The sequence below is a fragment of the Xenorhabdus sp. IM139775 genome, assembly GCF_028598745.1.
Classification (GTDB): domain Bacteria; phylum Pseudomonadota; class Gammaproteobacteria; order Enterobacterales; family Enterobacteriaceae; genus Xenorhabdus.
The window spans coordinates 1-24,864 of record NZ_JAQRFK010000014.1 but is presented as its reverse complement, the minus strand read 5'-3'; the positions used below and the strand labels follow the sequence as shown (position 1 = coordinate 24,864).

The window sequence follows — 24,864 nt, the reverse complement described above, 5'->3', positions numbered from 1 at the left end:
GAAATGAATCTACAAAATGAAATTTAAGGTATGGAGCGCAAAAAATTAAGCCATCTTAATTATAATCATGCCAATCAACAGCAGCACAATACCACTCCATCCCTTAAAATTCAGTCGTTGATTAAACATTATCCAGCCAGCAGCAACTGTAGCAATAATGCCGAATGCCCCCCATAACGCATAAGCAATGGAAAGCTCAATTCCTTTCACAGCCTGGGCCAGCGCACTGAATGCGCCCAACACCGCAACCAAGGATAAAATACCGAGCCAGAAGCGCTGAAAACCATTGGATAATTTCAATAAGATATTCGCTAAAATTTCCAAAACCACTGCCAGAACCAGAAATGCCCCATGCCACCATTCAAATTGAGTTAGCATATCATGCTTCCTTAATTTGCTGGTTCAAAATATTATTTTGATCATGGCCTTGGGGCTTTTTCGTTCCTATCTTGATTAAGGCAATTCCTGCTATCAACAATGCCAACCCACCTATTTTCATCAATGACAGTGATTCGTTGAACCACATCACACTAAAAGTGGTAATAAACAGAATGCCAATACCTTCCCAAAGTGCATAAGCGACGCCTAATGCCACTTTTTTCACGGCAATTGCCAACAAGACATAAGAAGTTGTGATCATGGTATACATCACGATCATACCGGTAAGATCACCCGAAACGCTGGCTTGTTTCATTGACAAAGTACCAACTACCTCTGCCATAATCGCCAGTGCAAGAAACATCCAATAAATCATTTTTTTCTCCTGAACATACTGATAAGCATGCCAAGATATCAAGCTATAAATGCCAACAAGAGCGGCAACAAATGCAACTACGCAATACCAGTATCAAACTGACTCTTTAGCGAAATATTTTGGCGAACGAAAATTGCCGGTGAAGAACCGGTTATCAGGAGAAGGCCCTAAAGGGCGCCGCACCAGTAGTGCTCACTGGATAAGATAGTTGAGAGGAAAAAAACATGGGTACAACGTTGGATCTTGTTACTATGTTGAATGTTGACGCTTTTGGCGCTATTCATGATATTTTATTCTTTCATCACACAATAATTACCGCGTGATATACTACGAACCCTCATTATGGAATTGATTATCTTTACTTTTAGCATATCCAAACAATAAACACAACTGGCAGGTGAATTTTTAAATTACCCATTTTATGAATTTGAATGGGATCTGACCGCAGGGCGCGCGGCCAGATAATAATCGTAGAAAATACCGTTCGTTACTCAAACTCATTCCATGAACGGCCATCTCGCGTAATCATGGCGATAGACGCGACGGGTCCCCAAGTCCCTGCCTGATAAGGCTTCGGTGGCTCATTATCTGCCGCCCATGCCTCCATAATAGAATCAACCCATTTCCACGCTTCTTCCACTTCGTCACGACGGACGAACAATGCCTGAATACCACGCATCGCTTCCAACAATAATCTTTCGTAAGCATCGGCAAGATGCGTCTGATTAAATGTTTCAGAGAAACTCAGATCCAGTTTGGTCGTTTGCAAACGGTGTTTATGATCCAGTCCCGGCGCTTTATTCAGCACTTCAATATCAATGCCTTCATCTGGCTGCAAACGGATCGTCAATTTATTCTGCGGTAACTGCTGGTAGGATTCAGCAAACAGATTCAGCGGCGGCTCTTTAAAATAGACAACAACTTCAGAACATTTAGCTGGCAAGCGCTTACCGGTTCTCAGGTAGAAAGGCACGCCTGACCAACGCCAGTCATCAATATCGACACGAATCGACACGAAGGTTTCCGTTTTGCTGGCCTTATTCGCCCCTTCTTCTTCCAGATAACCCGGCACTTTCTTACCATGCACGAAACCTGCGGTATATTGCCCACGAACCGTTTTTTCCCTGACATTGGTCTGATCAATTCGACGCAATGAACGCAACACTTTCACTTTTTCATCACGAATGCGATCGGCTGTCAGATCAGACGGTGGTGACATGGCAATCATGGTCAGGATTTGCAGAAGATGATTCTGGATCATATCGCGCATCTGCCCAGCCTGATCGAAATAACCCCAACGCCCTTCAATACCCACTTCTTCAGCCACGGTGATTTGCACATGATCAATAGTGCGATGATCCCAATTGTTGACGAAAAGTGAGTTGGCAAAACGCAGTGCCAACAAATTCAATACCGTTTCTTTACCCAAGTAATGGTCAATGCGGTAAATTTGTCCTTCATTGAAATATTTTGCAACTTCATCATTAATCGCCTTGGAAGAAGCAAGATCGGTTCCCAGTGGTTTTTCCATCACGACCCGATTGGGTGCCGTATTCAATCCTGCGGCACCCAGTCCATGACATACTGAGCCAAACGTACTTGGCGGCATGGCAAAATAGTGAATAGCTGGCAAGTTATCCTGATTAAGTACTTTTGCCAATTCGGTGAAATGTTCCGTTTCATTGACGTCCAAATTACAAAACTCCAGACGCGAACTCAGCTTCTTCCACAATTCTGAGTCCAATTTCTCAGACATAAATGTAGCTAACGCTTCTTCAACAACTTTGGTATAGGCTTTTTTATCCCAGTCAGCTCGGCCGACGCCGATAATTCGGGTATCAGGATGGATATAACCTGCTTTTTCCAACTGGTAAAGGGAAGGCATTAATTTCCGGCGGGCTAAGTCTCCTTTCGCCCCAAAAATTACCAAATTACAAGCCTGAGCTGTAGACGTCACCGCCATGTTGCATCTCCTCAATTACGGGATATTGTAATTTTTTTACAGAACCTGCGGGTAATGTACTCTTTTGGTTATAGGCAGTAAATACTGATTATCATTTTGTATCCGCCAGCAGCATGGTCAAAATTCATACCGACCGATGACTGTTAATTGAAAATTTACAACGATTAAGAAGTAATCTTACCAAGTTGAAAGTTAGACACTTGTCATATTTTGATGAAAAATCCCGAGTTATCCGGTTGTTGCCACTGCCAGCTTGCAATAACAAGTAGTATATTTTCATAAAAATGACATCGATTTCTCCTGTTAATGAAATCATTAAAACCGAGGTTGAACTTCGTCTTATGAATACACTGGAACGGCTCCAAAATAGTCTTGATGTTTTGAGTAAGTCAGAGAAAAAGGTGGCGCAGGTTATCCTTGCTTCACCACAGACTGCCATCCATTCAAGTATTGCCACTCTGGCTAAAATGGCGAATGTGAGTGAACCGACGGTTAATCGCTTTTGTCGCCGCCTCAACACCAAAGGGTTTCCCGACTTTAAATTGCATCTGGCACAGAGCCTCGCCAATGGTACCCCTTATGTGAACCGTAATGTGGAAGAAAGTGACAGTGTCACCTCTTATACAAACAAAATCTTCGAATCAGTGATGGCAAATCTGGAGACGGTCAAGGGTAATTTGGATATTGCGGCAATTAACCGGGCTGTTGATCTCCTAACCCAAGCCAGAAAACTCTCTTTTTTCGGTTTAGGGGCATCAGCCGCTGTCGCCCATGATGCCATGAACAAATTTTTTCGCTTCAATATCCCAGTAACTTACTTTGACGATATTGTGATGCAACGAATGAGCTGCATTAACAGTAGCGAAGGCGATGTTGTCGTCCTGATTTCCCATACCGGAAGAACAAAAAACCTGGTCGAAATTGCGAAACTGGCCCGCGAAAATGATGCAACCGTGATCGCCATTACCTCAACCGGTTCCCCATTAGCACACGAAGCGACTCTCTCCATCCTGCTGGATGTTCCCGAGGATACCGATATTTATATGCCAATGGTTTCAAGAATTGCCCAATTAACCATCATTGACGTGCTGGCAACAGGGTTTACACTGCGCCGAGGCTCAAAATTCAGGGATAATTTGAAGAGAGTCAAAGAAGCGTTGCGCAATTCACGCTTTGATAAGCATGAATAAACCAGAAAATAGACTGTGTTTTTGTTCACTATTTATCAACTCCCCAGACTGATAGCATATGTAGACTTTCCCCAACTGCATATTCACAGTACAGGGTTAATAATCAATAAATTAAATGGTTATCTTACGGTAATCGAAAACTCAGATACCCAATGGATTTTAAGTTACAGCAAGCAACTTGAAAAACGGAAGGTATACTTCACAGGTCAACGGAGTAATACATGTCCAAACGGCTCAGAAGAACAAAAATCGTCACTACACTTGGCCCGGCTACAGATCGTGACAACAATCTAGAAGATGTTATCAAAGCGGGGGCCAACGTCGTCCGCCTTAATTTCTCTCATGGTACTGCGGAAGATCATATCCAGCGTGCGAATAAAGTGCGCGAAATTGCTGCCCGTTTAGGCAGCCACGTTGCTATCCTCGGTGATCTCCAAGGCCCCAAAATACGCGTATCCACGTTTAAGGAAGGAAAGATTTTCCTGAATATTGGGGATAAATTCCTGCTGGATGCCAATCTGGGTAAAGGAGAAGGAGATAAAGAAAAAGTCGGTATTGACTATAAAGGCCTGCCTTCAGATGTAACGACCGGTGACATCATGCTATTGGATGATGGCCGCGTCCAATTGAAGGTTCTGGATGTTCAGGGTATGAAAGTCTTCACGGAAGTGACTGTCGGCGGCCCCCTTTCCAACAATAAAGGTATCAATAAACTGGGTGGCGGGTTATCAGCCGAAGCGCTGACGGCAAAAGATAAAGAAGACATCATGACAGCCGCCAAAATTGGTGTTGATTACCTTGCTGTTTCTTTCCCCCGTTCAGGTGAAGATTTGAATTATGCCCGCCGTCTTGCACGAGATGCCGGCTGTGAAACCCAAATCGTCGCAAAAGTTGAGCGGGCGGAAGCCGTCAGCAGCGACGAAATTATTGATGAAATCATTCTGGCGTCCGATGTTGTGATGGTCGCCCGTGGTGATCTCGGTGTTGAAATCGGTGATCCTGAACTGGTTGGTGTGCAGAAAAAACTGATCCGCCGTGCCCGCCAACTGAATCGTGTCGTGATTACGGCCACGCAAATGATGGAATCCATGATCACCAACCCAATGCCAACCCGTGCTGAAGTGATGGATGTCGCCAACGCGGTACTGGATGGGACTGATGCGGTGATGCTCTCTGCCGAAACGGCGGCGGGTCAATATCCTGCGGAAACCGTTGCTGCTATGGCACAAGTCTGTCTTGGGGCGGAAAAAGTGCCAAGCGTTAATGTCTCCAAACATCGCTTGGATATGACATTTGATAGCATTGAAGAAGCAATTTCAATGTCCACCATGTACGCGGCCAACCATCTGAAAGGCGTTAAAGCGATCATTGCCATGACTGAATCTGGCCGCACAGCCCGCATGATGTCCCGTATTAGTTCCGGCCTGCCTATCTTCTCCATGTCCCGCCATGAATCAACCTTAAACCGCACCGCCCTTTATCGTGGTGTGACGCCCGTTTATTGTAGTTCACATACTGACGGGATCGCGGCGGCAAACGAAGCGGTGAATCGCCTGCGCGATAAAGGGTATCTCATCTCTGGGGATCTCGTACTCGTGACTCAAGGTGACCAAATGGGTACTATTGGCAGCACCAATACCTGCCGTGTACTTGAAGTAGAATAATAATCTACTGATACACCAAATGATAAGGGGCACTATTCTGCCCCTTATCATCATTACCCTATATTTTGATTATCAATTCACGTTCTCAAAAATTAACAGGCCGCTAATCAAAGATCTTTCCTTTTATAAGGTTCAATATCCCCTTCTTTCCGCGTCTTAAGCAGTTTTAAGATCCACGTGTATTGCTCAGGATTAGGTTTAACCAATTCCTCTAATTCTTCGTTCATGCGGCGTGCCATATAATCATCATCCTGCCCGGCAATATCATCCATGGGTGGACGGATATAAATATCCAACTTATGTGTTTGGCAGTTATAAACCGGAAATAACGGAACAATGGCGGCGCGGCAAACTTTCATTAAACGCCCAAGTGCAGGCAGTGTCGCTTTATAAGTGGCAAAAAAATCGACAAATTCGCTATGTTCTTCACCATGATCCTGATCGGGCAAATAATAGCCCCAAAAACCTTCACGCACTGTAGCGATAAAGGGTTTAATCCCTGCGTCACGGGAATGCAAACGCCCGCCAAAATGATGACGTGCTTTATTCCATAAGTAATCAGCGACAGGATTACTTTGATGATGAAACATGGCTGACACTTTTTGACCGCGTGCTGTCAGCAACATAGCGGGAATATCAACAGACCACCCATGTGGAACCATAAAAATCACATTCTTGCCTTGTGCTTTTAAGGTTTGAATAATGTCTTCACCATGCCATTGGGTTCGTGCAAGAGTCGATTTTGTCCCCCTGAGGCAAAGCTCCGCCAGCATAACAAATGATTGAGGTGCAGTCGCAAACATACGATCAATCAGCGTTTCGCGTTGTTGTGCCGTTAACTCAGGAAAACAGTAAATTAAATTGATTTTCGCCCTACGACGCGCACTTTTTGCTTTTCTGCCCGCCCAAGTGCCTATTTTAGCCAGAAATGGATCACGCCATTTTACAGGGACATAGGATAATCCCGCCAATATGCCTACGCCTGCCCAAAGCCCCCAATAACGGGGGTGTAAATAAGCTCGATGAAACCGAGGGACATATCCCAATTTACTATCTGTGTCTTTTTCTTTATTCATGGGCTGACTCTGATGATCCCGACATTTACTCTCAAGGCGCAAGTTTACAACAAAAACATAAAAGCGGATGATAGCAATCATCCGCTTTTATGTCTGTCAATAATCTGAAACTGGCGCATTTAATCTAGCAATAATTGCGGTTTCATCTCCTTAACCATTGCGACATATTCCGTGCGCTCTTTGCCACTCAACCCACCAGAACGCGGCAATTTTGCCGTGAGCGGGTTAACCGGCCGCTGATTATCCCAGAATTCAAAGTGCAAATGTGGACCGGTTGAACGCCCCGTATTCCCTGATAGCGCAATACGTTCACCCCGTTTTACTTTCTGGCCTGGTTTTACCAATATTTTCCTCAAGTGCATGTATCGCGTAGTATATTGACGACCATGCCGGATGGCGATGAAATTACCCGCTGCACCATCAAATTTGGCGACAACGATTTCACCATCACCCACCGCCAGAACCGGCGTTCCTACCGGCATGGCAAAGTCAACCCCTTTGTGGGCTGTAATTCTACCGGTGACCGGATTTAAGCGATGCGGATTGAAAGAAGAGGATACCCTGAATTGTTTAGTCGTAGGAAAACGCAGGAAGCCACGCTCCAGACCGGAAGCATTGCTGTCATAAAAACGTCCATCATTGGCACGGAAGGCATAATAATCATTGCCGCCACTCTGTAAGCGAACGCCTAACAACTGGCTCTGTTCACTTCTCCCATCAAGCAGTTCACGGGACATCAATACAGAAAAACGATCACCTTTACGCAATTTGCGGAAATCTATCTGCCATTGCAGCGCTTTTGTCACTTCTCTGGCTTCACTGCTTGTTAATCCAGCAATCAGGGCACTATTATTGAAACTACCATCGACGGTACCGGTGATAACACTGTTTTTCCATTCTCCCTTCTGGAATTCTTGCGTTTCATTGAAAGTATCCCCTTCACGGGTATAAACTCGGGTTTCACGGCGTGATATATCCCACGTGAGCGTTTTTAAGTTACCATTATCGTCAGTAGTCCAAGACAATGACTGACCAATACCTAAATTACGCAATACCTTATATTGGTTTGCCAACAACGCAACATCAGAGGAATCAATGCCGAACTGAGTTAAAATCGAACTCAGTGTATCACCACTGGAAACAACATACTGATGCGGCACATTCGCTGCGGTATCAGCAGCATTGCCGTCATCATCCCCAATGCCTTCATTGGGGAGTTGTTCATCAGCATCCCCAGCAGCATCATCCGTTGCATCCGGAATGCTATCGGGAGTACTGAGAATAATGCTACCTGTCCGTTCTTGTTCATGATAAACAACAGGCCGCCATATCGCGATAGCCAAAGTGACCAGCGTTAAAGATCCAAGCATGATCTTGTGCGGTTTGGGCAGGTTGTTATATACCAGAACGATAGTTTTCGCTATCTGCTGCACTAATAAAATTCCTTAATTGTACTAATTCAGGCAGCTCGCGTATTGTTTTGACAGCCGGGTTATAAATTCCATGTAGCTATCTCTGTCCAATGCAATGCCGCTCCCTAACGGGTCAAGTATTCCGATACGTACATCAGTACCTTTTGCTACGGCATGAATAACGGCTGGCCTGAATTGAGGTTCAGCAAAAATACATCTCGCTTTTTGCTCAACCAGTTGTGTTCGTATTTTGTGTAATCTCTGCGCACCAGGTTGTATTTCAGGGTTGACCGTGAAAACCCCTAACGGAGCTAATTGGTAGTGTTTTTCAAAATAGCCATATGCGTCATGAAAAACGAAATAACCCTGTTTTCGTATGGGCTTTAAAACATGAGCAATATTCTTATCAGTTTGTGCAAGCTGTCCATTGAATTTACGTAGGTTTACTTCTAATTGCTGTTTTTGTTGAGGATACTGCTCAACAAGCTGATTATATATTGCCTTAGCGGCTTCTTCGGCAATCTCTGGAGAAAGCCAGATATGCATATTATATTCGCCGTGATGATGATGTCCGTGATTTTCCTCATGTTTATACTGATATGATTCAGCTCCCGAATTATTACCGTCCTCACGACTCTTCAATTCCTCACTATTTTTCAATAAGAGTGGCTTAATCGTAGATAGTTCAGCCAGTGCCAGTTGTTTATTGCTTTCAATTTTAGCTATCGGTTTAGCCAAAAAAGTTTCCATATCTGGCCCCACCCAGACAACCAAATCAGCTTGATTAATTTTCCGTACATCCAGGGGCCGTAACGCATAATCGTGTGGAGATGCGCCATCAGGCAGAAGTACCTGAGTCTTTGTTACACCATCAGCAATGGCAGCAGCAATAAAACCCAATGGACGGATGGAGGTAATGACATCTGCCTGTGCAGCGCAATTAACTCCTGCCACCAATACCGTTGTCAGTGCGATCTTATGAAAAAATTTATGCGCGTATTTCTGTGAGTTGTGTAACATAATATGAATATTCCATGCAGAAAACTGAGTAATGTTATATTATAACATCTTAATGATTCTGCAAGACACTTTTAACATGTCAACTATGATCACCCTAAAAAACATTACGGTTGAATTTGGTCACCGCAAGGTATTAAACAATATTTCATTCAATCTCAAACAAGGGAAAATCCTGACCCTGATCGGCCCAAACGGCGCAGGGAAATCCACTCTGGTTCGCGTCGTCCTTGGTTTAGTACAACCTACTTCGGGTACTATCGAGCAAAGCCCGGCATTGAGAATTGGTTATGTTCCGCAGAAACTTAACCTTGATCCCACTCTGCCCTTGACGGTTAAGCGTTTTATGATGCTAAGGCCCAACGTAAAACCCGCAGATATCCTGCCGGTATTAAATCGGGTCAACGCTGCACACTTACTGGAACACCCGATGCAAAAGCTGTCTGGTGGAGAAACTCAGCGAGTGCTACTCGCCAGAGCCTTGCTTAATCACCCTCAGCTTTTAGTCCTTGATGAACCAACACAAGGTGTTGATGTCAATGGTCAGTTGGCGCTTTACGATTTAATCAACCAAATCAGGACCGAGCTTCATTGCGCTGTACTTATGGTATCCCATGACCTGCACTTAGTGATGGCAAAAACAGACGAAGTTTTATGCCTTAATCAACACATTTGCTGCTCTGGCACACCTGAAGTCGTGTCAATGCACCCAGAATTTATTGCCATGTTTGGGCGTCATGGTGCAGAGCAACTGGCCGTCTACCGCCATCACCACAATCATCATCATGATCTTAAAGGGAAAGTTATTTTGAAAAATGTTGGGGGATCACATCGGTGATTGAATTATTGTTGCCCGGCTGGCTGGCCGGTATTTTTTTGGCTATTGCCGCAGGGCCTCTTGGTTCTTTTGTCGTTTGGCGCAGAATGTCCTACTTTGGTGACACGTTGGCACACGCCTCACTGCTGGGTGTTGCATTTGGTTTCTTACTGAATGTTAATCCATTTTATACCGTGATTGCGGTGACACTCATTTTGGCCATTCTTTTAGTCTGGCTGGAAAAACGGCCACAATTAGCGGTTGATACCCTATTGGGTATTTTGGCTCACAGTGCCCTGTCGCTGGGTTTGGTCGTCGTCAGTTTTATGACCAGTGTCAGGGTCGATATGATGGCTTATTTATTTGGCGATTTACTGTCTGTGACTTATGAAGATCTGTGGTTGATTGCGGTAGGTGTCGCGATGGTTGCCGGATTACTGACATGGCAATGGCGTGCTCTGTTATCCATGACAGTCAGTCAGGATTTGGCTTTTGTCGATGGCATAAAAATCCAACGTTTGCGTGTTCTGCTGATGTTAGTGACCGCATTAACGATTGGGCTGGCAATGAAATTCGTTGGTGCATTAATTATTACTTCCCTGCTGATTATCCCTGCCGCGACTTCACGTCGTTTCTCCCGCACTCCTGAGCAAATGGCCGTTTTTGCCATTATTGTCGGTATGCTTTCTGTGACGGGAGGATTAACGTTATCGGCATTCTATAACACACCGGCAGGGCCTTCTGTTGTGCTTTGTTCGGCGGTGTTATTTGCATTGAGTTTAACCAGTAAGGCAAGAAGCTAATATTTATCGCCTCCGCATTTCAATTTACTGCCTTTTGGCGACAACTCAAATATGACTAATAAGGGTTATAACTGAGATAAGTTATAGCCCTTTTCTATGCCAAATGACTATTATTCGTTTTCCTTACTCAACCCAAAATGCCGATAAGCATGATGGGTCGCAATTCGTCCTCGGGGCGTTCGTTGGATAAATCCTTGTTGGATCAGGAAAGGCTCCAGCACATCTTCGATAGTTTCCCGCTCTTCACCAATCGCTGCGGCTAAGTTATCCACTCCAACGGGGCCGCCCATAAATTTATCCATAATGGCCAGTAGCAACTTACGATCAAGGTAATCAAATCCGGCGGAATCCACATTCAGCATATCAAGGGCTTGAGATGCAATATGGTTATTAATGGAGCCATCACCTTTCACCTGAGCAAAGTCCCGCACCCGACGCAATAACCGATTCGTGATACGGGGTGTGCCACGGGAACGAATGGCGATTTGTCGTGCCCCGTCATTGGAAATATCCAATCCCATATAGCGCGCACTACGGGAAACGATACTCTGTAAATCATCAACATTGTAAAACTCAAGGCGCTGTACGATACCGAAGCGGTCACGCAAGGGTGAAGTTAAAGAACCGGCTCGCGTGGTCGCACCGATCAACGTAAATGGAGGGAGGTCAATTTTGATGGATCGGGCGGCTGGCCCTTCGCCAATCATGATATCCAGTTGGTAATCTTCCATTGCGGGATAGAGGATCTCTTCCACAACCGGCGATAAACGGTGAATTTCATCAATAAATAACACATCATGCGGTTCCAGATTAGTGAGCATGGCAGCAAGATCCCCTGCCTTTTCCAATACCGGCCCTGATGTGGTACGAAGATTAACCCCCATTTCATTGGCAACAATATTTGCCAGTGTAGTCTTACCTAATCCGGGAGGGCCAAAAATCAGTAAGTGATCCAAAGCATCACCACGCTGACGTGCCGCTTGGATAAAAATTTCCATCTGCTCACAAACATGGGGTTGCCCGACATATTCAGACAGAAATTTCGGCCGGATCGCACGATCAATGGTTTCATCATCTTGCAGAACTTCTGCTGAAACCAGACGGTCAGCTTCAATCATCACTTAACTCCTGTGATTACAGAGCCGCACGAAGCGCTTCTCGAATAAGGGTTTCACAATCTGCACCCGGTTTAGCAACTTTGCTCACCATCCGGCTGGCTTCCTGCGGTTTATATCCCAGGGAAACCAGTGCGGCTGCGGCTTCTGCTTCAATATCAGCAGCATTCGCTTGTTTGGCGGCAACCGGCAAACTCATATCACTACTTTGGTTAAACAGATCGCCATTAAGCCCCTTAAAGCGGTCTTTCATCTCTACGACCAGCCTTTCAGCCGTTTTTTTACCGACTCCCGGCAATTTAACCAGTGAAGCGATGGCTTCCTGCTCGATGGCGGTGACAAATTGCTGGGCAGACATGCCCGACAGGATTGCCAGCGCTAATTTTGGCCCAACGCCATTGACTTTAATCAGTTCGCGGAAAAGCGCCCGTTCTTGTTTATCATTAAAACCGTATAATAACTGGGCATCTTCACGCACAATAAACTGGGTAAACAAGATCGCTTCCTGACCAATTTCAGGCAGTTCATAAAAACAGGTCATTGGCATATGAACTTCATAACCGACACCATTCGTTTCTAATAAAACCAATGGTGGCTGTTTTTCCAACACAGTTCCTCTCAAACGCCCTATCACTGTTTACCCCCTGAAAATAAAAATTAAATCATTCGCTAAATAGCGTTTTAAAATTAATCGGAGTTAATCTTGTTCCGCACGGCGCGCGGAGCAAGATTGCAAATTCTCACTACTATTGAAAACGACTATTATTGAGAACCACTGTTATTGAGAACCACTGTTATTGAAAACTATTTAGCTTATAGCACAAAAAAAACTGGACGTATATCCAGCCCCGACTATTTCAAACGACCTCGCGTCAGATTTAACCGCGCATCACCGATCCGAAGTAAATTTTGGCTGAGGTGACAATGCGTAATAGCAATCGCCAAGGCATCGGCAGCATCGGCCTGCGGATTAGCCGATAATTTCAACATCGAACGAACCATATGCTGAACCTGACTTTTTTCGGCCGCTCCCGTACCGACCACGGTCTGTTTAACCTGACGGGCGGCATATTCAAATACAGGAATAAACTGGTTAGATGCAGCGACAATCGCGACGCCGCGCGCCTGCCCCAGTTTCAAGGCAGAATCGGCATTTTTCGCCATGAAAACTTGCTCTATGGCAAAAGCATCGGGCTGGAATTGAGTAATAATTTCGGTAATTCCGGCATAGATTTTTTGCAAACGACCGGGTAAATCATCGACTTTCGTTCGAATACAACCGCTACCGAGATAAATAAGTTGCCGTCCGTGCTGGCGAATAACGCCATACCCCGTGACTCTAGAGCCAGGGTCAATACCAAGAATAATCGCCATATCGAACTATTTGCTTAAATTTCGTTAAATTTCGCTTAAATCGGTTCGTCTGTGATATGGGATAAAAACGTTAGAGAAAGTGCCCTGAATTGCAAGTGCCCTGAATTGAGGAACACTTTCTCTACGCTGTGACCCCTAATGCTTAATTACAGCAATGCTGCAACTTCATCAGAGATTTCACCATTATGGTAAACTTCTTGCACGTCGTCAGAATCTTCCAGCATGTCAATCAGACGAAGTAATTTCGGTGCAGTTTCTGCATCCAGTTCCGCTTTGGTGGATGGGATCATCGCAACTTCTGCGGAATCGGCCTTGAAGCCGGCGGCATCCAATGCGTCTTTCACATCCCCGAAGGACTCTGGAGTAGTATAGACGTCAATCGCACCATCATCATAAGTTTCAACATCGTCAGCACCTGCTTCCAACGCGGCTTCCATCACTGCATCTTCATCCAGACCCGGTGCGTAGGAAATCACCCCTTTTTTGGTGAACAGATAAGAAACAGAGCCATCAGTGCCCAGATTACCGCCAGTTTTGGTGAACGCATGACGAACATCAGAAACGGTACGGTTACGGTTATCACTCAGGCACTCAACCATCACCGCTGTACCACCAGGGCCGTAGCCTTCATAAATGATGGTTTCCATGTTATCTGAATCGTCATTGCCAACCCCACGGGCAATCGCGCGATTCAACGTATCACGCGTCATGTTGTTGGACAGCGCTTTATCGATGGCAGCTCGCAAACGTGGGTTAGAATCGGGATCACCACCGCCTAATCGCGCAGCCGTGACCAATTCACGGATAATTTTAGTGAAAATTTTACCGCGTTTTGCATCCTGTGCAGCTTTGCGGTGTTTCGTATTGGCCCATTTACTATGACCTGCCATGAAAATATCTCCGGTAAAACGTCTTGTAGACTAAATAACAAATTCTTCAATTGCTTGCCGATTGCTCCATGACTTCGTCAATTTGGCCGCGTCTTCCACGGCCAACCATTGATAAGCCAAATGTTCAGTCAGCAAGATCTCTCGCTCCTCAGGTAACGCCAAAGAGAACCAGTGCTCTTTATTCCGCGTTACCCCCGGAGCATATCGATGGCGTAAATGCGAGAAAATCTCATAATAAAGACAGCGTTGACAATCTATCAGTTCAAGATTTTCATTGAGAATATGAATGCCTATCTCTTCCTGAACTTCACGTAACGCCGCCTCACGCGGTTTTTCGTCCTTTTCAAGGCTACCTGTCACAGACTGCCAAAACTCAGGATCATCCCGTCGCTGTAACATCAGCACCCTTTTGCTGTCAACGGCATAAATCATAACCAGTACAGATTCAGGGCGCTTATAAGCCATTATTCGTTCTCTTTTTTAACCACTGAAATAGCCAGTTCTTCCAATGCCGTTGAATTCGCCGGGCTTGGTGCATCCGTCATCAAACATGCCGCTGCCGTTGTTTTCGGGAACGCAATGACATCACGAATATTATCGGTATCGGTCAGCAACATAACGAGGCGATCCAAGCCGAAAGCCAGACCTGCATGCGGAGGTGTGCCGTATTTCAGGGCGGTCAGCAAGAAGCCAAATTTCTCCTGCTGTTCCTGCTCATTAATCCCCAGAATGCGGAATACCGCTTGCTGCATTTCATTGCGATGGATACGGACAGAGCCCCCCCCCACTTCATAGCCATTAATCACCATGTCATAAGCATTCGCGATAGCGGATTCCGGGTCACTTTCCAGCTCAGGGGCCGACAGATTACGCGGAGAGGTAAATGGATGGTGCATTGCCGTTAAACCACCAGCGCCATTGTCTTCAAACATTGGGAAGTCAACCACCCAAAGTGGTTTCCAGCTTGCCAGATCGGTGAGGTTCAGGTCACGGCCCAGTTTCAGGCGCAGCGCCCCCATGGCATCAGTGACAACATTTTTCTTGTCAGCGCCGAAGAACAGGATATCACCATCCTGCGCATCGGTACGGGACAGCAAGCCTTCAACCACCTCGGCGGACAGGAACTTGGCAACCGGGCTTTGTATCCCTTCCAGCCCAGCGGCGCGGTTATTCACTTTTATCCACGCCAAGCCTTTCGCACCATAGATGCCGACAAATTTACTGTATTCATCAATTTGCTTGCGGCTTAACTCTGCACCACCGGGAACACAGAGTGTCGCAACACGGCCTTTTGGATTATTGGCTGGCTCGGCAAAAACAGAGAATTCCACATCTTTAACCAGATCAGCAACATCCACCAATTCCAGGGGGTTGCGCAAGTCTGGTTTATCTGAACCAAAGCGGCGCATGGCTTCTTCGAATGTCATCATCGGGAAGTTACCCAGATCGACACCTTTCACCGCCAACCACAGTTCGCGGATCATTTTTTCCATGATTTCGCGCACTTGTTCAGCGGTCATAAACGAAGTTTCAACGTCGATCTGAGTGAATTCTGGCTGACGATCTGCACGCAAATCTTCATCGCGGAAGCATTTTACAATCTGGTAATAGCGGTCAAACCCGGACATCATCAACAATTGCTTGAAAAGCTGCGGGGATTGCGGCAGGGCATAAAATTCGCCTTTATGAACACGGCTTGGCACTAAATAGTCGCGCGCCCCTTCTGGCGTTGCTTTCGTTAGCATTGGGGTTTCAACGTCGATGAAACCCGCCTCATCCATAAAGCGACGAACAAAACTGGTGATTCTCGCGCGTGTTTTCAAGCGCTGTGACATCTCTGCACGACGCAGGTCAAGATAGCGGAATTTCAGACGCTGCTCTTCACTGTTATTTTGTTTGTTGTCCAGTGGCAATGGCTCTGAGCGGTTGAAAATCATCAGGCTTTCTGCGAAAACTTCAATTTCGCCGGTCGCCATGTCCCGATTAATTTGGTTATCAGGGCGCGCTCGCACGATCCCCGTAATTTGAATACAAAATTCATTACGCAGTTCAGAAGCCTGAGCAAAGACTTCTTTCTGGCCTGGGTCAAAAAATACCTGAACGATGCCCTCACGATCTCGCATATCAATAAAGATCAATCCACCCAAATCACGGCGACGATTTACCCACCCACAAAGAGTCACTTTCTGGCCTTCATGGGCCAGGCTCAACTGCCCACAATAATTAGTACGCATACACTATCCTTTTACTCAGCTCGTTATGCTTTCTGCTGCGGAAATTTTGGCATTGTTCTTTTAGGAAGAATTGCAAAAAAGGCTGTCATTATACTGGAAATTCTGACCGGAGATAAGGCCATAACACCGTTCTTGGCAAGACAATTTTTTGCTATCCGATGACATTCATAGAATTTATTATTAAATACTATGATTTATAGCGACAGTTTTCTTTTTGAGGTTTATCATCATTTGGCCGTTTTTTGGTTAGGCAATGGAGTTAAAAAATGGTTAGCTCGCTTTATATCGTACTGGGCGCACTATTGTTAATTAAACTGTCTCTGAATGTAGTCAAATTGAGAACGCAGTATCAGGTTGCCTATGGCGATGGCGGTTTTTATGAATTGCAAACCGCCATACGGGTTCATGGTAATGCGGTTGAGTACATTCCAATTTCAATGCTGTTATTGGTTATGATGGAGATGAACGGGGCTCCCGTTTGGATGCTGCACATTTGTGGATTAGTCTTACTTGCAGGCAGAATACTTCACTACTTTGGCTTACATCATCGGGATATCCGCTGGCGACGTATGGGGATGGCCGCAACCTATATTTCAATGGCGATAATGATTATTAATAATATCTACTATTTACCGTGGGAGCAGATTTTTTCTCTCTATACATAATCTTTTCCCTATACCCAAGGCGGTGTAGTACCGCCTGGGGGTTTCTGCCTTTTCCTGCATTCTGTTAGAATAACCGCTTCTTATTGTTTCCAAAATCAATGTTGTTATGTCAAATCAAGAATCTCATGATCAGCGGGACAGCCTGTTCTCTGCCCCAATTGCCAATTTAGGAGACTGGAGTTTCGATGAACGTGTTGCCGAAGTCTTCCCTGATATGGTGAAACGTTCAATACCCGGTTATTCCAATATCATCGCCATGATAGGTATGCTGGCCGAGCGTTTTGTCACGCCAGACAGTCAAATTTATGATCTCGGTTGTTCCCTTGGGGCAGCCACACTCTCAATCCGCCGTGCTATTAGTGACGAAAAAAATCGTACCGAAAACAGCAATACCCCCCCCCGTACAGAAGGTTGCCGTATTATTGCTGTCGATAATTCACCGGCAATGGTCGAGCGCTGCCGCCGTCATATTGATTCTTTCAAGGCCAGCATCCCCGTTGACGTCATCGAACAGAACATTCTTGATACCGACATTCAAAATGCCTCAATGGTCGTTTTGAATTTTACCTTACAGTTCCTGCACCCCGATGAACGCCAGAAAATGCTGGATAAAATCTATGCCGGTTTAAAGCCCGGAGGGGTTTTGGTTCTGTCTGAAAAATTCAATTTTGAAGATAGTCAAATTGGCGAATTGCTGTTCAATATGCACTATGATTTTAAGCGCGCCAACGGTTACAGCGAACTGGAGATCAGCCAAAAACGCAGTATGCTGGAAAATGTCATGCGGACAGATTCTGTTGAAACCCATAAAACACGTCTCAAACAAGCCGGCTTCCAGCAGGTTGAAGTCTGGTTCCAATGTTTTAACTTTGGATCATTACTGGCGATAAAAGGAGCTGAATAATGATTGATTTCAGTAACTTTTACCAATTGATCTCCAAGAACGCCTTGAGTCATTGGTTAGAATGCCTGCCTGCACAATTAAGCCATTGGCAGAAAGACGCACTGCATGGTCAGTTCAGTTCATGGGTAAAAATCCTGGAGAATCTGCCTGAAATTCATCCTACCCAACTTGACCTGAAAAATGGCGTGATTGCGAACCATGAACCGGCATTACCAAACGGTGAAAAAGCCCGTATTCAAAATATCCTGAAGCTGTTGATGCCGTGGCGTAAAGGGCCTTTTTCGCTGTATGGCGTGGAGATTGATACAGAGTGGCGCTCTGACTGGAAATGGGATCGTGTCCTTCCGCATATTTCCCCTTTAGCCGGCAGAACCATCCTTGATGTCGGCTGTGGCAGCGGTTACCACATGTGGCGCATGGTGGGCGAAGGTGCTGATTTAGTCGTGGGGATTGATCCAACGCAGCTTTTCCTTTGCCAATTTGAGGCGGTCAGAAAATTACTGGGCAACGATCAACGTGCACACCTTCTGCCTTTGGGCATTGAACAGTTACCCGAACTCAAAGCCTTTGATACGGTATTTTCAATGGGTGTGCTTTATCATCGCCGCTCTCCCCTCGACCATTTGTGGCAGTTGAAAAACCAACTGGTTTCCGGTGGCGAGTTAGTTTTGGAAAGTTTGGTGATTGAAGGTGATGAACATCAATGCCTGATGCCCGGTGAGCGTTATGCACAAATGCGCAATGTCTACTTCCTTCCCTCAGCCAAGATGCTGAAAGTTTGGCTGGAAAAATGTGGTTTTGTTGATGTCATCATTGTTGATCATGCGGTCACAACACTGGATGAACAGCGCCAGACAGCATGGATGAAAACGGAGTCATTGGCCGATTTTCTCGATCCAAACGATCACAGTAAAACGATAGAAGGTTATCCGGCACCACTGCGGGCGGTTCTTATTGCCCGCAAACCCTAGCCTTTATACGCCCCCGGACACACCGTTAACGATGTGTCCGGGGGAAGCGAGCCTTTGGTGTTGATATGCAATATTTCATTCTTTCCGTCGAACCAAACTAATCACACCCTTCATTGATTCAACCAATTGCCCATCAACACAGTGGTAAGCATATTCATCCACATCACTATCGTCAGAACTCATCGTCATGCCGGCTTTCCGGTATTTCATGGAAGAAGGCACAATCCTGCTTGCTGAACTGTGAACTTCCGTTACACCCATTTCCAGAAACTTACTGATATTGCTTATCCTGACCCCGGCCCCCGGCATAATAATCGGCCCTTGGCTAGCCTGTAACAGCTCTTTTAACAGGGGCAGCCCCAACTCAGCATTTTGTTGCTGACCCGACGTTAAAATACGCTGTACACCAAGCTCTGTCAGTTGAGCCAACGCAACATGAGGGTTGAAGCACATATCAAACGCGCGATGAAAAGTGACTTGCATACTCCCTGACAAGGACATTAATTGCCTCATGCGAAGCCTGTCAATGTGACCGTCTTCGTTTAACACACCGAAAACAACCCCAGAAAAACCCATATCACGGATACGTGCAACATCATTTTTCATCACGTCGAAATCCGTGTTGCTGTAACAGAAGTCTCCCCCCCTTGGACGTACAATGGGATGCACAGGAATGGATAAACACTGTCGTGCATGCTGCAATGCCCCGAAGCTAGGTGTCACCCCGCCTTCCGACGGGCTTGCACACAATTCAATGCGATCAGCTCCCGCCTTTTGTGCAACTAAAGCACAACTTATGCTATAACAGCAAATTTCCAGCTTTATCATTCAAAGCCTCTCGGATATAAACTTTCAATCATCTTTTATAGTTGTCGTACTTCAAGATGCCTTTATCCCCTCTTCCTGCGACACGGGGAGAAGATAAGCCGCATTCACCTTGCGAGCGGCAACTTGAAATTTATAAGATCTATCAGTTCCTAAAATATTTATTAGTGAACTTATTAACTATGGCAACTAATTCGCTTTGATAGTTTGTTGGAAATCACAAGGTTAGAGTTTTTTGCTAAATCTGCATAAGAAAAAAGTCATTTTTGCCGACTATGCCTCACTTTTGATGATCACTTTCACCAAGACGCCGAATAATCGGCTGAAAGACGAGCTGAAAACCAAAAGTCCTGCCACCCGCGGCGGCTGATGGTAGCATGCAGGATGCTGAATATGATATAAAACCAGTCATTTTCTCATAATCCACACGCTTGAAACTCTTTGCATCGTTTAAATGCAGGGGCTTTTGTGCGTAACTTAAGGTAATGCGGTGAATATTCAGGCAATTCTTTCAGAAAAAATCAGCCATGCGCTGATTGTTGCGGGCGCTCCGGCTGACAGCGAAGCGCACGTTCGTCAATCGGCAAAAGCTCAGTTTGGTGATTACCAAGCAAATGGTGTCATGGCAGCAGCTAAAAAAGTGGGTATGCCCCCCCGACAATTAGCAGAAAAAGTCATCAGTTTGCTGGATCTGCAAGGGATCGCCAGCAAAATTGAGATCGCAGGCCCTGGTTTTATCAATATTTTCCTGGATAAAGCGTGGATTGCTGCCAATATCGAAATTGCACTGAAAGATGAAAAACTGGGCATCAACCCGATAGAACCCCAAACCATCGTTATCGACTATTCTGCCCCCAATGTTGCCAAACAAATGCACATTGGGCACATTCGCTCCACCATTATTGGTGACGCCGCAGCACGTACCCTTGAATTTTTGGGACACAAAGTCATCCGGGCCAATCACGTTGGTGACTGGGGCACCCAGTTCGGGATGCTGATCGCCTATCTGGAAAAAATCCAGAATGAAGATGCCAGTGACATGGCATTGGCGGATTTGGAAGCCTTCTATCGTGAAGCGAAGAAAACGTATGACGAAGATGAAGCGTTTGCGGTTCGTGCCCGTAACTACGTCGTAAAACTGCAAGGTGGTGATGAATATTGCCGTGCCATGTGGCGCAAACTGGTTGATATCACCATGTCACAGAATCAGGAAACCTATGATCGCCTGAATGTCACACTGACAAAAGACGATGTCATGGGGGAAAGCCTGTATAACGATATGCTGCCGGGCATCGTTGCGGATTTGAAACAGCAAGGGCTTGCCGTTGAAAGTGATGGCGCTACCGTGGTTTACCTTGATGAGTATAAGAACAAAGAAGGCGAACCGATGGGGGTTATCATCCAGAAAAAAGACGGGGGCTATCTTTACACCACCACGGATATCGCGTGTGCCAAATACCGTCATGAAGTCCTGCATGCTGACCGCGTGCTTTACTACATCGATTCACGCCAACACCAGCACCTGATGCAGGCTTGGACAATCGTCCGCAAGGCCGGTTACATCCCTGCATCCCTCTCACTCGAACACCACATGTTCGGCATGATGCTGGGCAAAGATGGCAAGCCATTCAAAACCCGTGCGGGTGGTACCGTCAGGTTGTCTGATTTGTTGGACGAAGCCATCGAGCGCGCAGACGCCCTGATCCGCGAGAAAAACCCGGATATGCCGGAAGATGAGCTGAAAAAAGTCGTCAATGCCGTTGGCATTGGTTCGGTGAAATATGCGGATCTTTCCAAAAACCGCACGACCGATTATGTCTTTGACTGGGATAACATGCTCGCTTTTGAAGGTAATACCGCACCTTATATGCAGTATGCCTATACCCGCGTGAACTCTATCTTCAAACGGGCAGAAATTGATGAAAGCAGCCTGACACACCCTATCCTGCTGAACGAAGAACGCGAACAGGCACTGGCGACCCGCCTGTTGCAATTTGAAGAAACGATCACCACCGTTGCCCGTGAAGGCACTCCGCATGTGATGTGTGCTTACCTCTATGATCTGGCCGGCCTGTTCTCTGGTTTTTACGAACATTGCCCAATCCTGAGTGCGGATAGCGAAGAACTCCGCCAAAGCCGCCTGAAATTGGCACTGTTGACTGCAAAAACCCTGAAGCAAGGTCTGGATACGTTGGGTATCCAGACGGTAGAACGGATGTAATAACGCCCTTTACAAACTGGCATGAACAAATCATGCCAGTTTTTTCTCTTTTCTACCTTGTTGCTCAGTCGTGGGCTTGCGTGCATCTGTTTTCATTTGTGCTGTATACAAATGTAAAATCCATCAGGCAGTAAGTTTATATATTTTAATGGCACCAGCAGACAGTCCTGCAATCCCTTGAACAGCCACACTAAATACAGGCCAAGGAAAAGGAAGTTTAATCAAAGCAACTACATCAAGAAATGACCACAATCCAAATAGACAGCCCAATACAATATCGGTCCAATTTTGTTTGGTAATCAATCCATAAATTAAAGAAAAAAGAAATATTATTACTCCAAATACTGTACTGCATACAATAATAATTCGATTTTCAATAGGTATTTTACCAATAACAGTAGGTGATGGATCAATAATTTTACAAACAGTAATACTGACTAGAATAATAACCAAAAATAAACTAAATGTCCACATTATTATTGAAAAAAAATCATTGTAGGAATAAAAAGCAAGGCAAATTATATTAATAGTGGCTATTACAATACTAAAGTAGTTTATAATATTATTAATTTTTGTAAGAATATCGCTGGAATGTGGGTTGCCACCCCATTCAAACAGCGAAGTTGTCACACGAGCGCCTTCAATGAATCCTGATAATGTAGTGCAACCTGCACTAATAATTTTTAATACTATTATGTAAGGTTCGTCAGTCTTGGTGTTTTTTTTACTCTGTACCTCCCCAATATGTTTTATTAGCCCAGTGGGGTTATTATCCTTTGAATTTATAATGTCGAGCAATCTGGTTAAATTAACTTCTTTTTTGAACTGCAACACACTCAGGGCGAGAGCATGAAAGCCTGTTTTTTGAACGATCCGTGCAAATAAAACACTGATTGATACTTTAACAAGACCGAATTGAGTGATATTCGCCCTATAATTGACTGTGTTGCATACAAATTAAGGTCGAAAAACGTTCGTGCTCTCGCCCTGCAACACACTGTCTTCATCAGGCAATAATTTTTTATTTAATATATTTTTTGACAGTATAGTTATTGGCATAGCAATAATTAATGATATTAAATCATTTATGCTTGGATTTTTTTCAGCTTTAGTAATAAGTTTGAAAAACATTGACACAAAAGGAATATCAAAGGGTTCCTCCATAAAATCAGAATATTTCTCAATAAGAGTTGAGATTATTTTCATAGTTGAGTCAAATAGTTCAGTTATCCCTCTCATTGCTGCATCTATTAGCAGCTTTAAAATTTCCAACACATCTTTCATTGTCATTGAGAAAATAGAATCAATATCTCCATACTTGGCCAATTTTTCACTCAAAGACCCAACAGCATCAGAATTTGAAAAACCATTACTATATTTTTCAGCCTGATTTTTCCAATTTTCTATTGATTCATCACCATCATAATTAACCTCAAGATGAAATTGATTGACATTTAATGCTGATTCAAAATCATTGTTAACATTATAATTAAGAACGTGATCTAACAAAAAATTATTAGAAAAAGCACTATCCATATTTTCAGATAACTTACTATTTTTATTCTTAAATGATTCAACTTGAGAATAATAATAACCCACATTTTTATCCTTATATTGACCTATAAGTTTATCGAAAGAATTATCAATCCCATCTTTAATATACTCCAAGCCTTGGTCAACAGTATGCCTCGCTTTTTCAGTGGCTCCTATAAAAAATTCTTTTTGCAGAGATAAAACATGAGAAACAGCTTCCTTAGTTCTCAGAATATCATTCCAATCAAAAACAAACCCAATCCACTCAAAGATTTTTTCAGTTGTCAGCTTGATATAATCAAATATTGACGATGCTATATCCAAAGCATCCTGAACAGATTTTACCACTGCATTAAAAAATTTTTCCGCTCTATTTTCAATAAATTTAAATATAACTTCAACCCCATCACTGATGACGCTCGTGGTAATATCAATAATTTTAAAAATTTCATTTTTTACATTTAAAATAAAATCCCCTATACTGCTAATCCACTCTGACAGGCCAAATAAATTAGCTATTTTTTCTTGAAGCTCTTCTTCACTTAGTTCGCGATAAATTGGTGTATTCTTACTTAAATCAAGCATCCATGGTTGATACTGCTTAGATACCTGCAATGTCTCTAGCTGACGTAATGTTTCAGTTGTATATTTTCCAACATGAGGTTCTTTTTTCAATGTACTTCGTAACTTAGGTGCAGTATCAGCAATTTCTATACATCGTCTTACGCTTTTCGCTATATGATCAGCAGCATCTGGAGAAATATTATCTAATAACGGGTTTCCATCACTATCTTTGGCATTTTCTAACTCCTTACCCGTTAATTTAGATAGACGATTTTTTATATCAGCGTATTGACGAATTGCAACAGGAGAAAAATCACGTTGAGGTAATGTAAACGATAGTGCTGCTACACCCAAATTTTCAGCGGGTTGTACAATCGTAAAACTCCCTCGCATATTCGTTTCGATTGATATTCTTTCATCTTCATCAATGAAATAGATATTACCATTCACTACCAGCTGAGTTTGAGCAGATGATGATATCTCTACAGGCTCATTAACCAGTGGGAATCCTGCTTTATCTTTCACGTATAACTCGGTACTATAAGAAGTAAACTCTTTTATGGCTTCAGGTTTCCCGGGTGTGATGTTACTATTAATCCATTGATCATTTTCAAGTGACCACATTGAACGAATAAAAAAGTGATGTCCAGGTTCATCATCAACAAAAAAAACATTAATCTCCCCTGACGAGGTAGAAATAGGAAAATATGAAAATACTCTTTTCCTGATTAGAGCAGGATCACTCCAACGCTGAATTAACATATTAAGTGCAATCGGCGGGGTATTAAAAGGAGTGAGTCAACTGTGATACATTTCATGGCTCTCACACCTGAAATCATGGCCTGATATGCATAAACAAACCAGACAGTACC

General features: G+C 44.4%; 24 protein-coding genes. 9 read left to right on the top strand and 15 right to left on the bottom strand.

The window, feature by feature from the left end; all coding sequences use genetic code 11:
* Positions 1-45 precede the first annotated feature (45 nt).
* The 3 genes from mdtI to zwf form a co-directional block, all read right to left on the bottom strand.
* A complete protein-coding gene (gene mdtI, locus PSI17_RS05100; protein ID WP_273550936.1) occupies positions 46-378 on the bottom strand; it encodes a multidrug/spermidine efflux SMR transporter subunit MdtI in 333 nt (110 codons plus the stop codon).
* Between the two features lies 1 nt (position 379).
* On the bottom strand, positions 380-754 hold the full coding sequence (gene mdtJ / locus PSI17_RS05095) for a multidrug/spermidine efflux SMR transporter subunit MdtJ (protein ID WP_273550935.1): 375 nt from the start codon (positions 752-754) through the stop codon (positions 380-382).
* Between the two features lie 487 nt (positions 755-1,241).
* Positions 1,242-2,717: a glucose-6-phosphate dehydrogenase gene (gene zwf / locus PSI17_RS05090; RefSeq protein WP_273550934.1), complete on the bottom strand. Its 1,476-nt coding sequence runs from the start codon at positions 2,715-2,717 to the stop codon at positions 1,242-1,244.
* A 341-nt stretch (positions 2,718-3,058) separates the two neighbouring features.
* Here zwf and PSI17_RS05085 point away from each other — a divergent pair, with 341 nt between their 5' ends.
* Entirely contained in the window at positions 3,059-3,907 is an 849-nt protein-coding gene (locus tag PSI17_RS05085) for a MurR/RpiR family transcriptional regulator (protein ID WP_273550933.1), read from the top strand.
* Between the two features lie 221 nt (positions 3,908-4,128).
* The gene (pyk, locus tag PSI17_RS05080) at positions 4,129-5,571 is read left to right on the top strand and encodes a pyruvate kinase (RefSeq protein ID WP_273550932.1); all 1,443 of its coding nucleotides are present in this window, start codon (positions 4,129-4,131) and stop codon (positions 5,569-5,571) included.
* A gap of 107 nt (positions 5,572-5,678) precedes the next feature.
* On the opposite strand, the gene lpxM is transcribed toward pyk, so the two are convergent.
* From lpxM to znuA, 3 genes are all read right to left on the bottom strand, one after another.
* Positions 5,679-6,647, bottom strand: a complete 969-nt coding sequence (lpxM, locus tag PSI17_RS05075) for a lauroyl-Kdo(2)-lipid IV(A) myristoyltransferase (RefSeq protein ID WP_273550931.1) — start codon at positions 6,645-6,647, stop codon at positions 5,679-5,681.
* A 119-nt stretch (positions 6,648-6,766) separates the two neighbouring features.
* Positions 6,767-8,080: a murein DD-endopeptidase MepM gene (gene mepM / locus PSI17_RS05070; protein ID WP_273550930.1), complete on the bottom strand. Its 1,314-nt coding sequence runs from the start codon at positions 8,078-8,080 to the stop codon at positions 6,767-6,769.
* A 21-nt stretch (positions 8,081-8,101) separates the two neighbouring features.
* Positions 8,102-9,079 carry a zinc ABC transporter substrate-binding protein ZnuA gene (znuA, locus tag PSI17_RS05065; RefSeq protein ID WP_273550929.1) on the bottom strand — a complete coding sequence of 326 codons (978 nt, stop codon included), beginning with the start codon at positions 9,077-9,079 and terminating at the stop codon, positions 8,102-8,104.
* Positions 9,080-9,155: 76 nt separating this feature from the next.
* On the opposite strand from znuA, the gene znuC reads away from it, so the two are divergent.
* Both znuC and znuB read left to right on the top strand, forming a co-directional pair.
* Entirely contained in the window at positions 9,156-9,914 is a 759-nt protein-coding gene (znuC, locus tag PSI17_RS05060; protein WP_273550928.1) for a zinc ABC transporter ATP-binding protein ZnuC, read from the top strand.
* Complete coding sequence (znuB, locus tag PSI17_RS05055) at positions 9,911-10,696, top strand: zinc ABC transporter permease subunit ZnuB (protein ID WP_273550927.1); 786 nt, start codon at positions 9,911-9,913, stop codon at positions 10,694-10,696. The genes znuC and znuB overlap by 4 nt, the downstream gene beginning before the upstream one ends.
* Before the next feature lie 110 nt (positions 10,697-10,806).
* Here the strand turns inward: znuB and ruvB are convergent, their stop codons facing one another.
* The 6 genes from ruvB to aspS form a co-directional block, all read right to left on the bottom strand.
* Positions 10,807-11,814 (bottom strand): Holliday junction branch migration DNA helicase RuvB, encoded by a 1,008-nt coding sequence (gene ruvB / locus PSI17_RS05050; RefSeq protein WP_273550926.1) that lies wholly within the window; start codon positions 11,812-11,814, stop codon positions 10,807-10,809.
* Between the two features lie 16 nt (positions 11,815-11,830).
* The gene (gene ruvA / locus PSI17_RS05045; protein WP_273550925.1) at positions 11,831-12,445 is read right to left on the bottom strand and encodes a Holliday junction branch migration protein RuvA; all 615 of its coding nucleotides are present in this window, start codon (positions 12,443-12,445) and stop codon (positions 11,831-11,833) included.
* 218 nt (positions 12,446-12,663) lie between these two features.
* Positions 12,664-13,185, bottom strand: coding sequence for a crossover junction endodeoxyribonuclease RuvC (gene ruvC, locus PSI17_RS05040; protein WP_273550924.1), 522 nt, complete (start codon positions 13,183-13,185; stop codon positions 12,664-12,666).
* 146 nt (positions 13,186-13,331) lie between these two features.
* The gene (locus PSI17_RS05035) at positions 13,332-14,075 is read right to left on the bottom strand and encodes a YebC/PmpR family DNA-binding transcriptional regulator (protein ID WP_273550923.1); all 744 of its coding nucleotides are present in this window, start codon (positions 14,073-14,075) and stop codon (positions 13,332-13,334) included.
* A 30-nt stretch (positions 14,076-14,105) separates the two neighbouring features.
* On the bottom strand, positions 14,106-14,540 hold the full coding sequence (gene nudB / locus PSI17_RS05030) for a dihydroneopterin triphosphate diphosphatase (protein ID WP_273550922.1): 435 nt from the start codon (positions 14,538-14,540) through the stop codon (positions 14,106-14,108).
* Positions 14,540-16,309 carry an aspartate--tRNA ligase gene (gene aspS, locus PSI17_RS05025; RefSeq protein WP_273550921.1) on the bottom strand — a complete coding sequence of 590 codons (1,770 nt, stop codon included), beginning with the start codon at positions 16,307-16,309 and terminating at the stop codon, positions 14,540-14,542. The genes nudB and aspS overlap by 1 nt, the downstream gene beginning before the upstream one ends.
* Positions 16,310-16,575: 266 nt before the next feature.
* Between aspS and PSI17_RS05020 the strand changes: the two genes are divergently transcribed.
* The 3 genes from PSI17_RS05020 to cmoB all read left to right on the top strand — a co-directional run bounded on the left by PSI17_RS05020 (position 16,576) and on the right by cmoB (position 18,849).
* Positions 16,576-16,974, top strand: coding sequence for an MAPEG family protein (locus PSI17_RS05020; RefSeq protein ID WP_273550920.1), 399 nt, complete (start codon positions 16,576-16,578; stop codon positions 16,972-16,974).
* Between the two features lie 106 nt (positions 16,975-17,080).
* Entirely contained in the window at positions 17,081-17,878 is a 798-nt protein-coding gene (cmoA, locus tag PSI17_RS05015) for a carboxy-S-adenosyl-L-methionine synthase CmoA (protein ID WP_273550919.1), read from the top strand.
* Positions 17,878-18,849: a tRNA 5-methoxyuridine(34)/uridine 5-oxyacetic acid(34) synthase CmoB gene (gene cmoB, locus PSI17_RS05010; protein WP_273550918.1), complete on the top strand. Its 972-nt coding sequence runs from the start codon at positions 17,878-17,880 to the stop codon at positions 18,847-18,849. Before cmoA ends, cmoB begins: the two co-directional genes overlap by 1 nt.
* A 75-nt stretch (positions 18,850-18,924) precedes the next feature.
* Here cmoB and cutC read toward each other — a convergent pair whose 3' ends face one another.
* Positions 18,925-19,677 (bottom strand): copper homeostasis protein CutC, encoded by a 753-nt coding sequence (gene cutC, locus PSI17_RS05005; protein WP_273550917.1) that lies wholly within the window; start codon positions 19,675-19,677, stop codon positions 18,925-18,927.
* A gap of 232 nt (positions 19,678-19,909) precedes the next feature.
* On the opposite strand from cutC, the gene PSI17_RS05000 reads away from it, so the two are divergent.
* Both PSI17_RS05000 and argS read left to right on the top strand, forming a co-directional pair.
* Positions 19,910-20,044, top strand: coding sequence for a hypothetical protein (locus tag PSI17_RS05000; RefSeq protein WP_273550916.1), 135 nt, complete (start codon positions 19,910-19,912; stop codon positions 20,042-20,044).
* 120 nt (positions 20,045-20,164) lie between these two features.
* A complete protein-coding gene (gene argS / locus PSI17_RS04995; RefSeq protein ID WP_273550915.1) occupies positions 20,165-21,895 on the top strand; it encodes an arginine--tRNA ligase in 1,731 nt (576 codons plus the stop codon).
* A gap of 123 nt (positions 21,896-22,018) precedes the next feature.
* Here the strand turns inward: argS and PSI17_RS04990 are convergent, their stop codons facing one another.
* Together PSI17_RS04990 and PSI17_RS04985 are read right to left on the bottom strand one after the other, a co-directional pair.
* Positions 22,019-22,726: a hypothetical protein gene (locus tag PSI17_RS04990; protein ID WP_273550914.1), complete on the bottom strand. Its 708-nt coding sequence runs from the start codon at positions 22,724-22,726 to the stop codon at positions 22,019-22,021.
* 126 nt (positions 22,727-22,852) lie between these two features.
* Entirely contained in the window at positions 22,853-24,754 is a 1,902-nt protein-coding gene (locus PSI17_RS04985; RefSeq protein WP_273550913.1) for a hypothetical protein, read from the bottom strand.
* Positions 24,755-24,864 lie beyond the last annotated feature (110 nt).

Excerpts from the sequence above, each read along its gene's own strand:
- mdtI (WP_273550936.1), bottom strand. The coding sequence starts at position 378 with ATGCTAACTCAATTTGAATGGTGGCATGGGGCATTTCTGGTTCTGGCA.
- mdtJ (WP_273550935.1), bottom strand. The coding sequence starts at position 754 with ATGATTTATTGGATGTTTCTTGCACTGGCGATTATGGCAGAGGTAGTT.
- zwf (WP_273550934.1), bottom strand. The coding sequence starts at position 2,717 with ATGGCGGTGACGTCTACAGCTCAGGCTTGTAATTTGGTAATTTTTGGG.
- PSI17_RS05085 (WP_273550933.1), top strand. The coding sequence starts at position 3,059 with ATGAATACACTGGAACGGCTCCAAAATAGTCTTGATGTTTTGAGTAAG.
- pyk (WP_273550932.1), top strand. The coding sequence starts at position 4,129 with ATGTCCAAACGGCTCAGAAGAACAAAAATCGTCACTACACTTGGCCCG.
- lpxM (WP_273550931.1), bottom strand. The coding sequence starts at position 6,647 with ATGAATAAAGAAAAAGACACAGATAGTAAATTGGGATATGTCCCTCGG.
- znuA (WP_273550929.1), bottom strand. The coding sequence starts at position 9,079 with ATGTTACACAACTCACAGAAATACGCGCATAAATTTTTTCATAAGATC.
- znuC (WP_273550928.1), top strand. The coding sequence starts at position 9,156 with ATGTCAACTATGATCACCCTAAAAAACATTACGGTTGAATTTGGTCAC.
- ruvB (WP_273550926.1), bottom strand. The coding sequence starts at position 11,814 with ATGATTGAAGCTGACCGTCTGGTTTCAGCAGAAGTTCTGCAAGATGAT.
- ruvC (WP_273550924.1), bottom strand. The coding sequence starts at position 13,185 with ATGGCGATTATTCTTGGTATTGACCCTGGCTCTAGAGTCACGGGGTAT.
- PSI17_RS05035 (WP_273550923.1), bottom strand. The coding sequence starts at position 14,075 with ATGGCAGGTCATAGTAAATGGGCCAATACGAAACACCGCAAAGCTGCA.
- nudB (WP_273550922.1), bottom strand. The coding sequence starts at position 14,540 with ATGGCTTATAAGCGCCCTGAATCTGTACTGGTTATGATTTATGCCGTT.
- aspS (WP_273550921.1), bottom strand. The coding sequence starts at position 16,309 with ATGCGTACTAATTATTGTGGGCAGTTGAGCCTGGCCCATGAAGGCCAG.
- PSI17_RS05020 (WP_273550920.1), top strand. The coding sequence starts at position 16,576 with ATGGTTAGCTCGCTTTATATCGTACTGGGCGCACTATTGTTAATTAAA.
- cmoA (WP_273550919.1), top strand. The coding sequence starts at position 17,081 with ATGTCAAATCAAGAATCTCATGATCAGCGGGACAGCCTGTTCTCTGCC.
- cmoB (WP_273550918.1), top strand. The coding sequence starts at position 17,878 with ATGATTGATTTCAGTAACTTTTACCAATTGATCTCCAAGAACGCCTTG.
- cutC (WP_273550917.1), bottom strand. The coding sequence starts at position 19,677 with ATGATAAAGCTGGAAATTTGCTGTTATAGCATAAGTTGTGCTTTAGTT.
- PSI17_RS04985 (WP_273550913.1), bottom strand. The coding sequence starts at position 24,754 with ATGTTAATTCAGCGTTGGAGTGATCCTGCTCTAATCAGGAAAAGAGTA.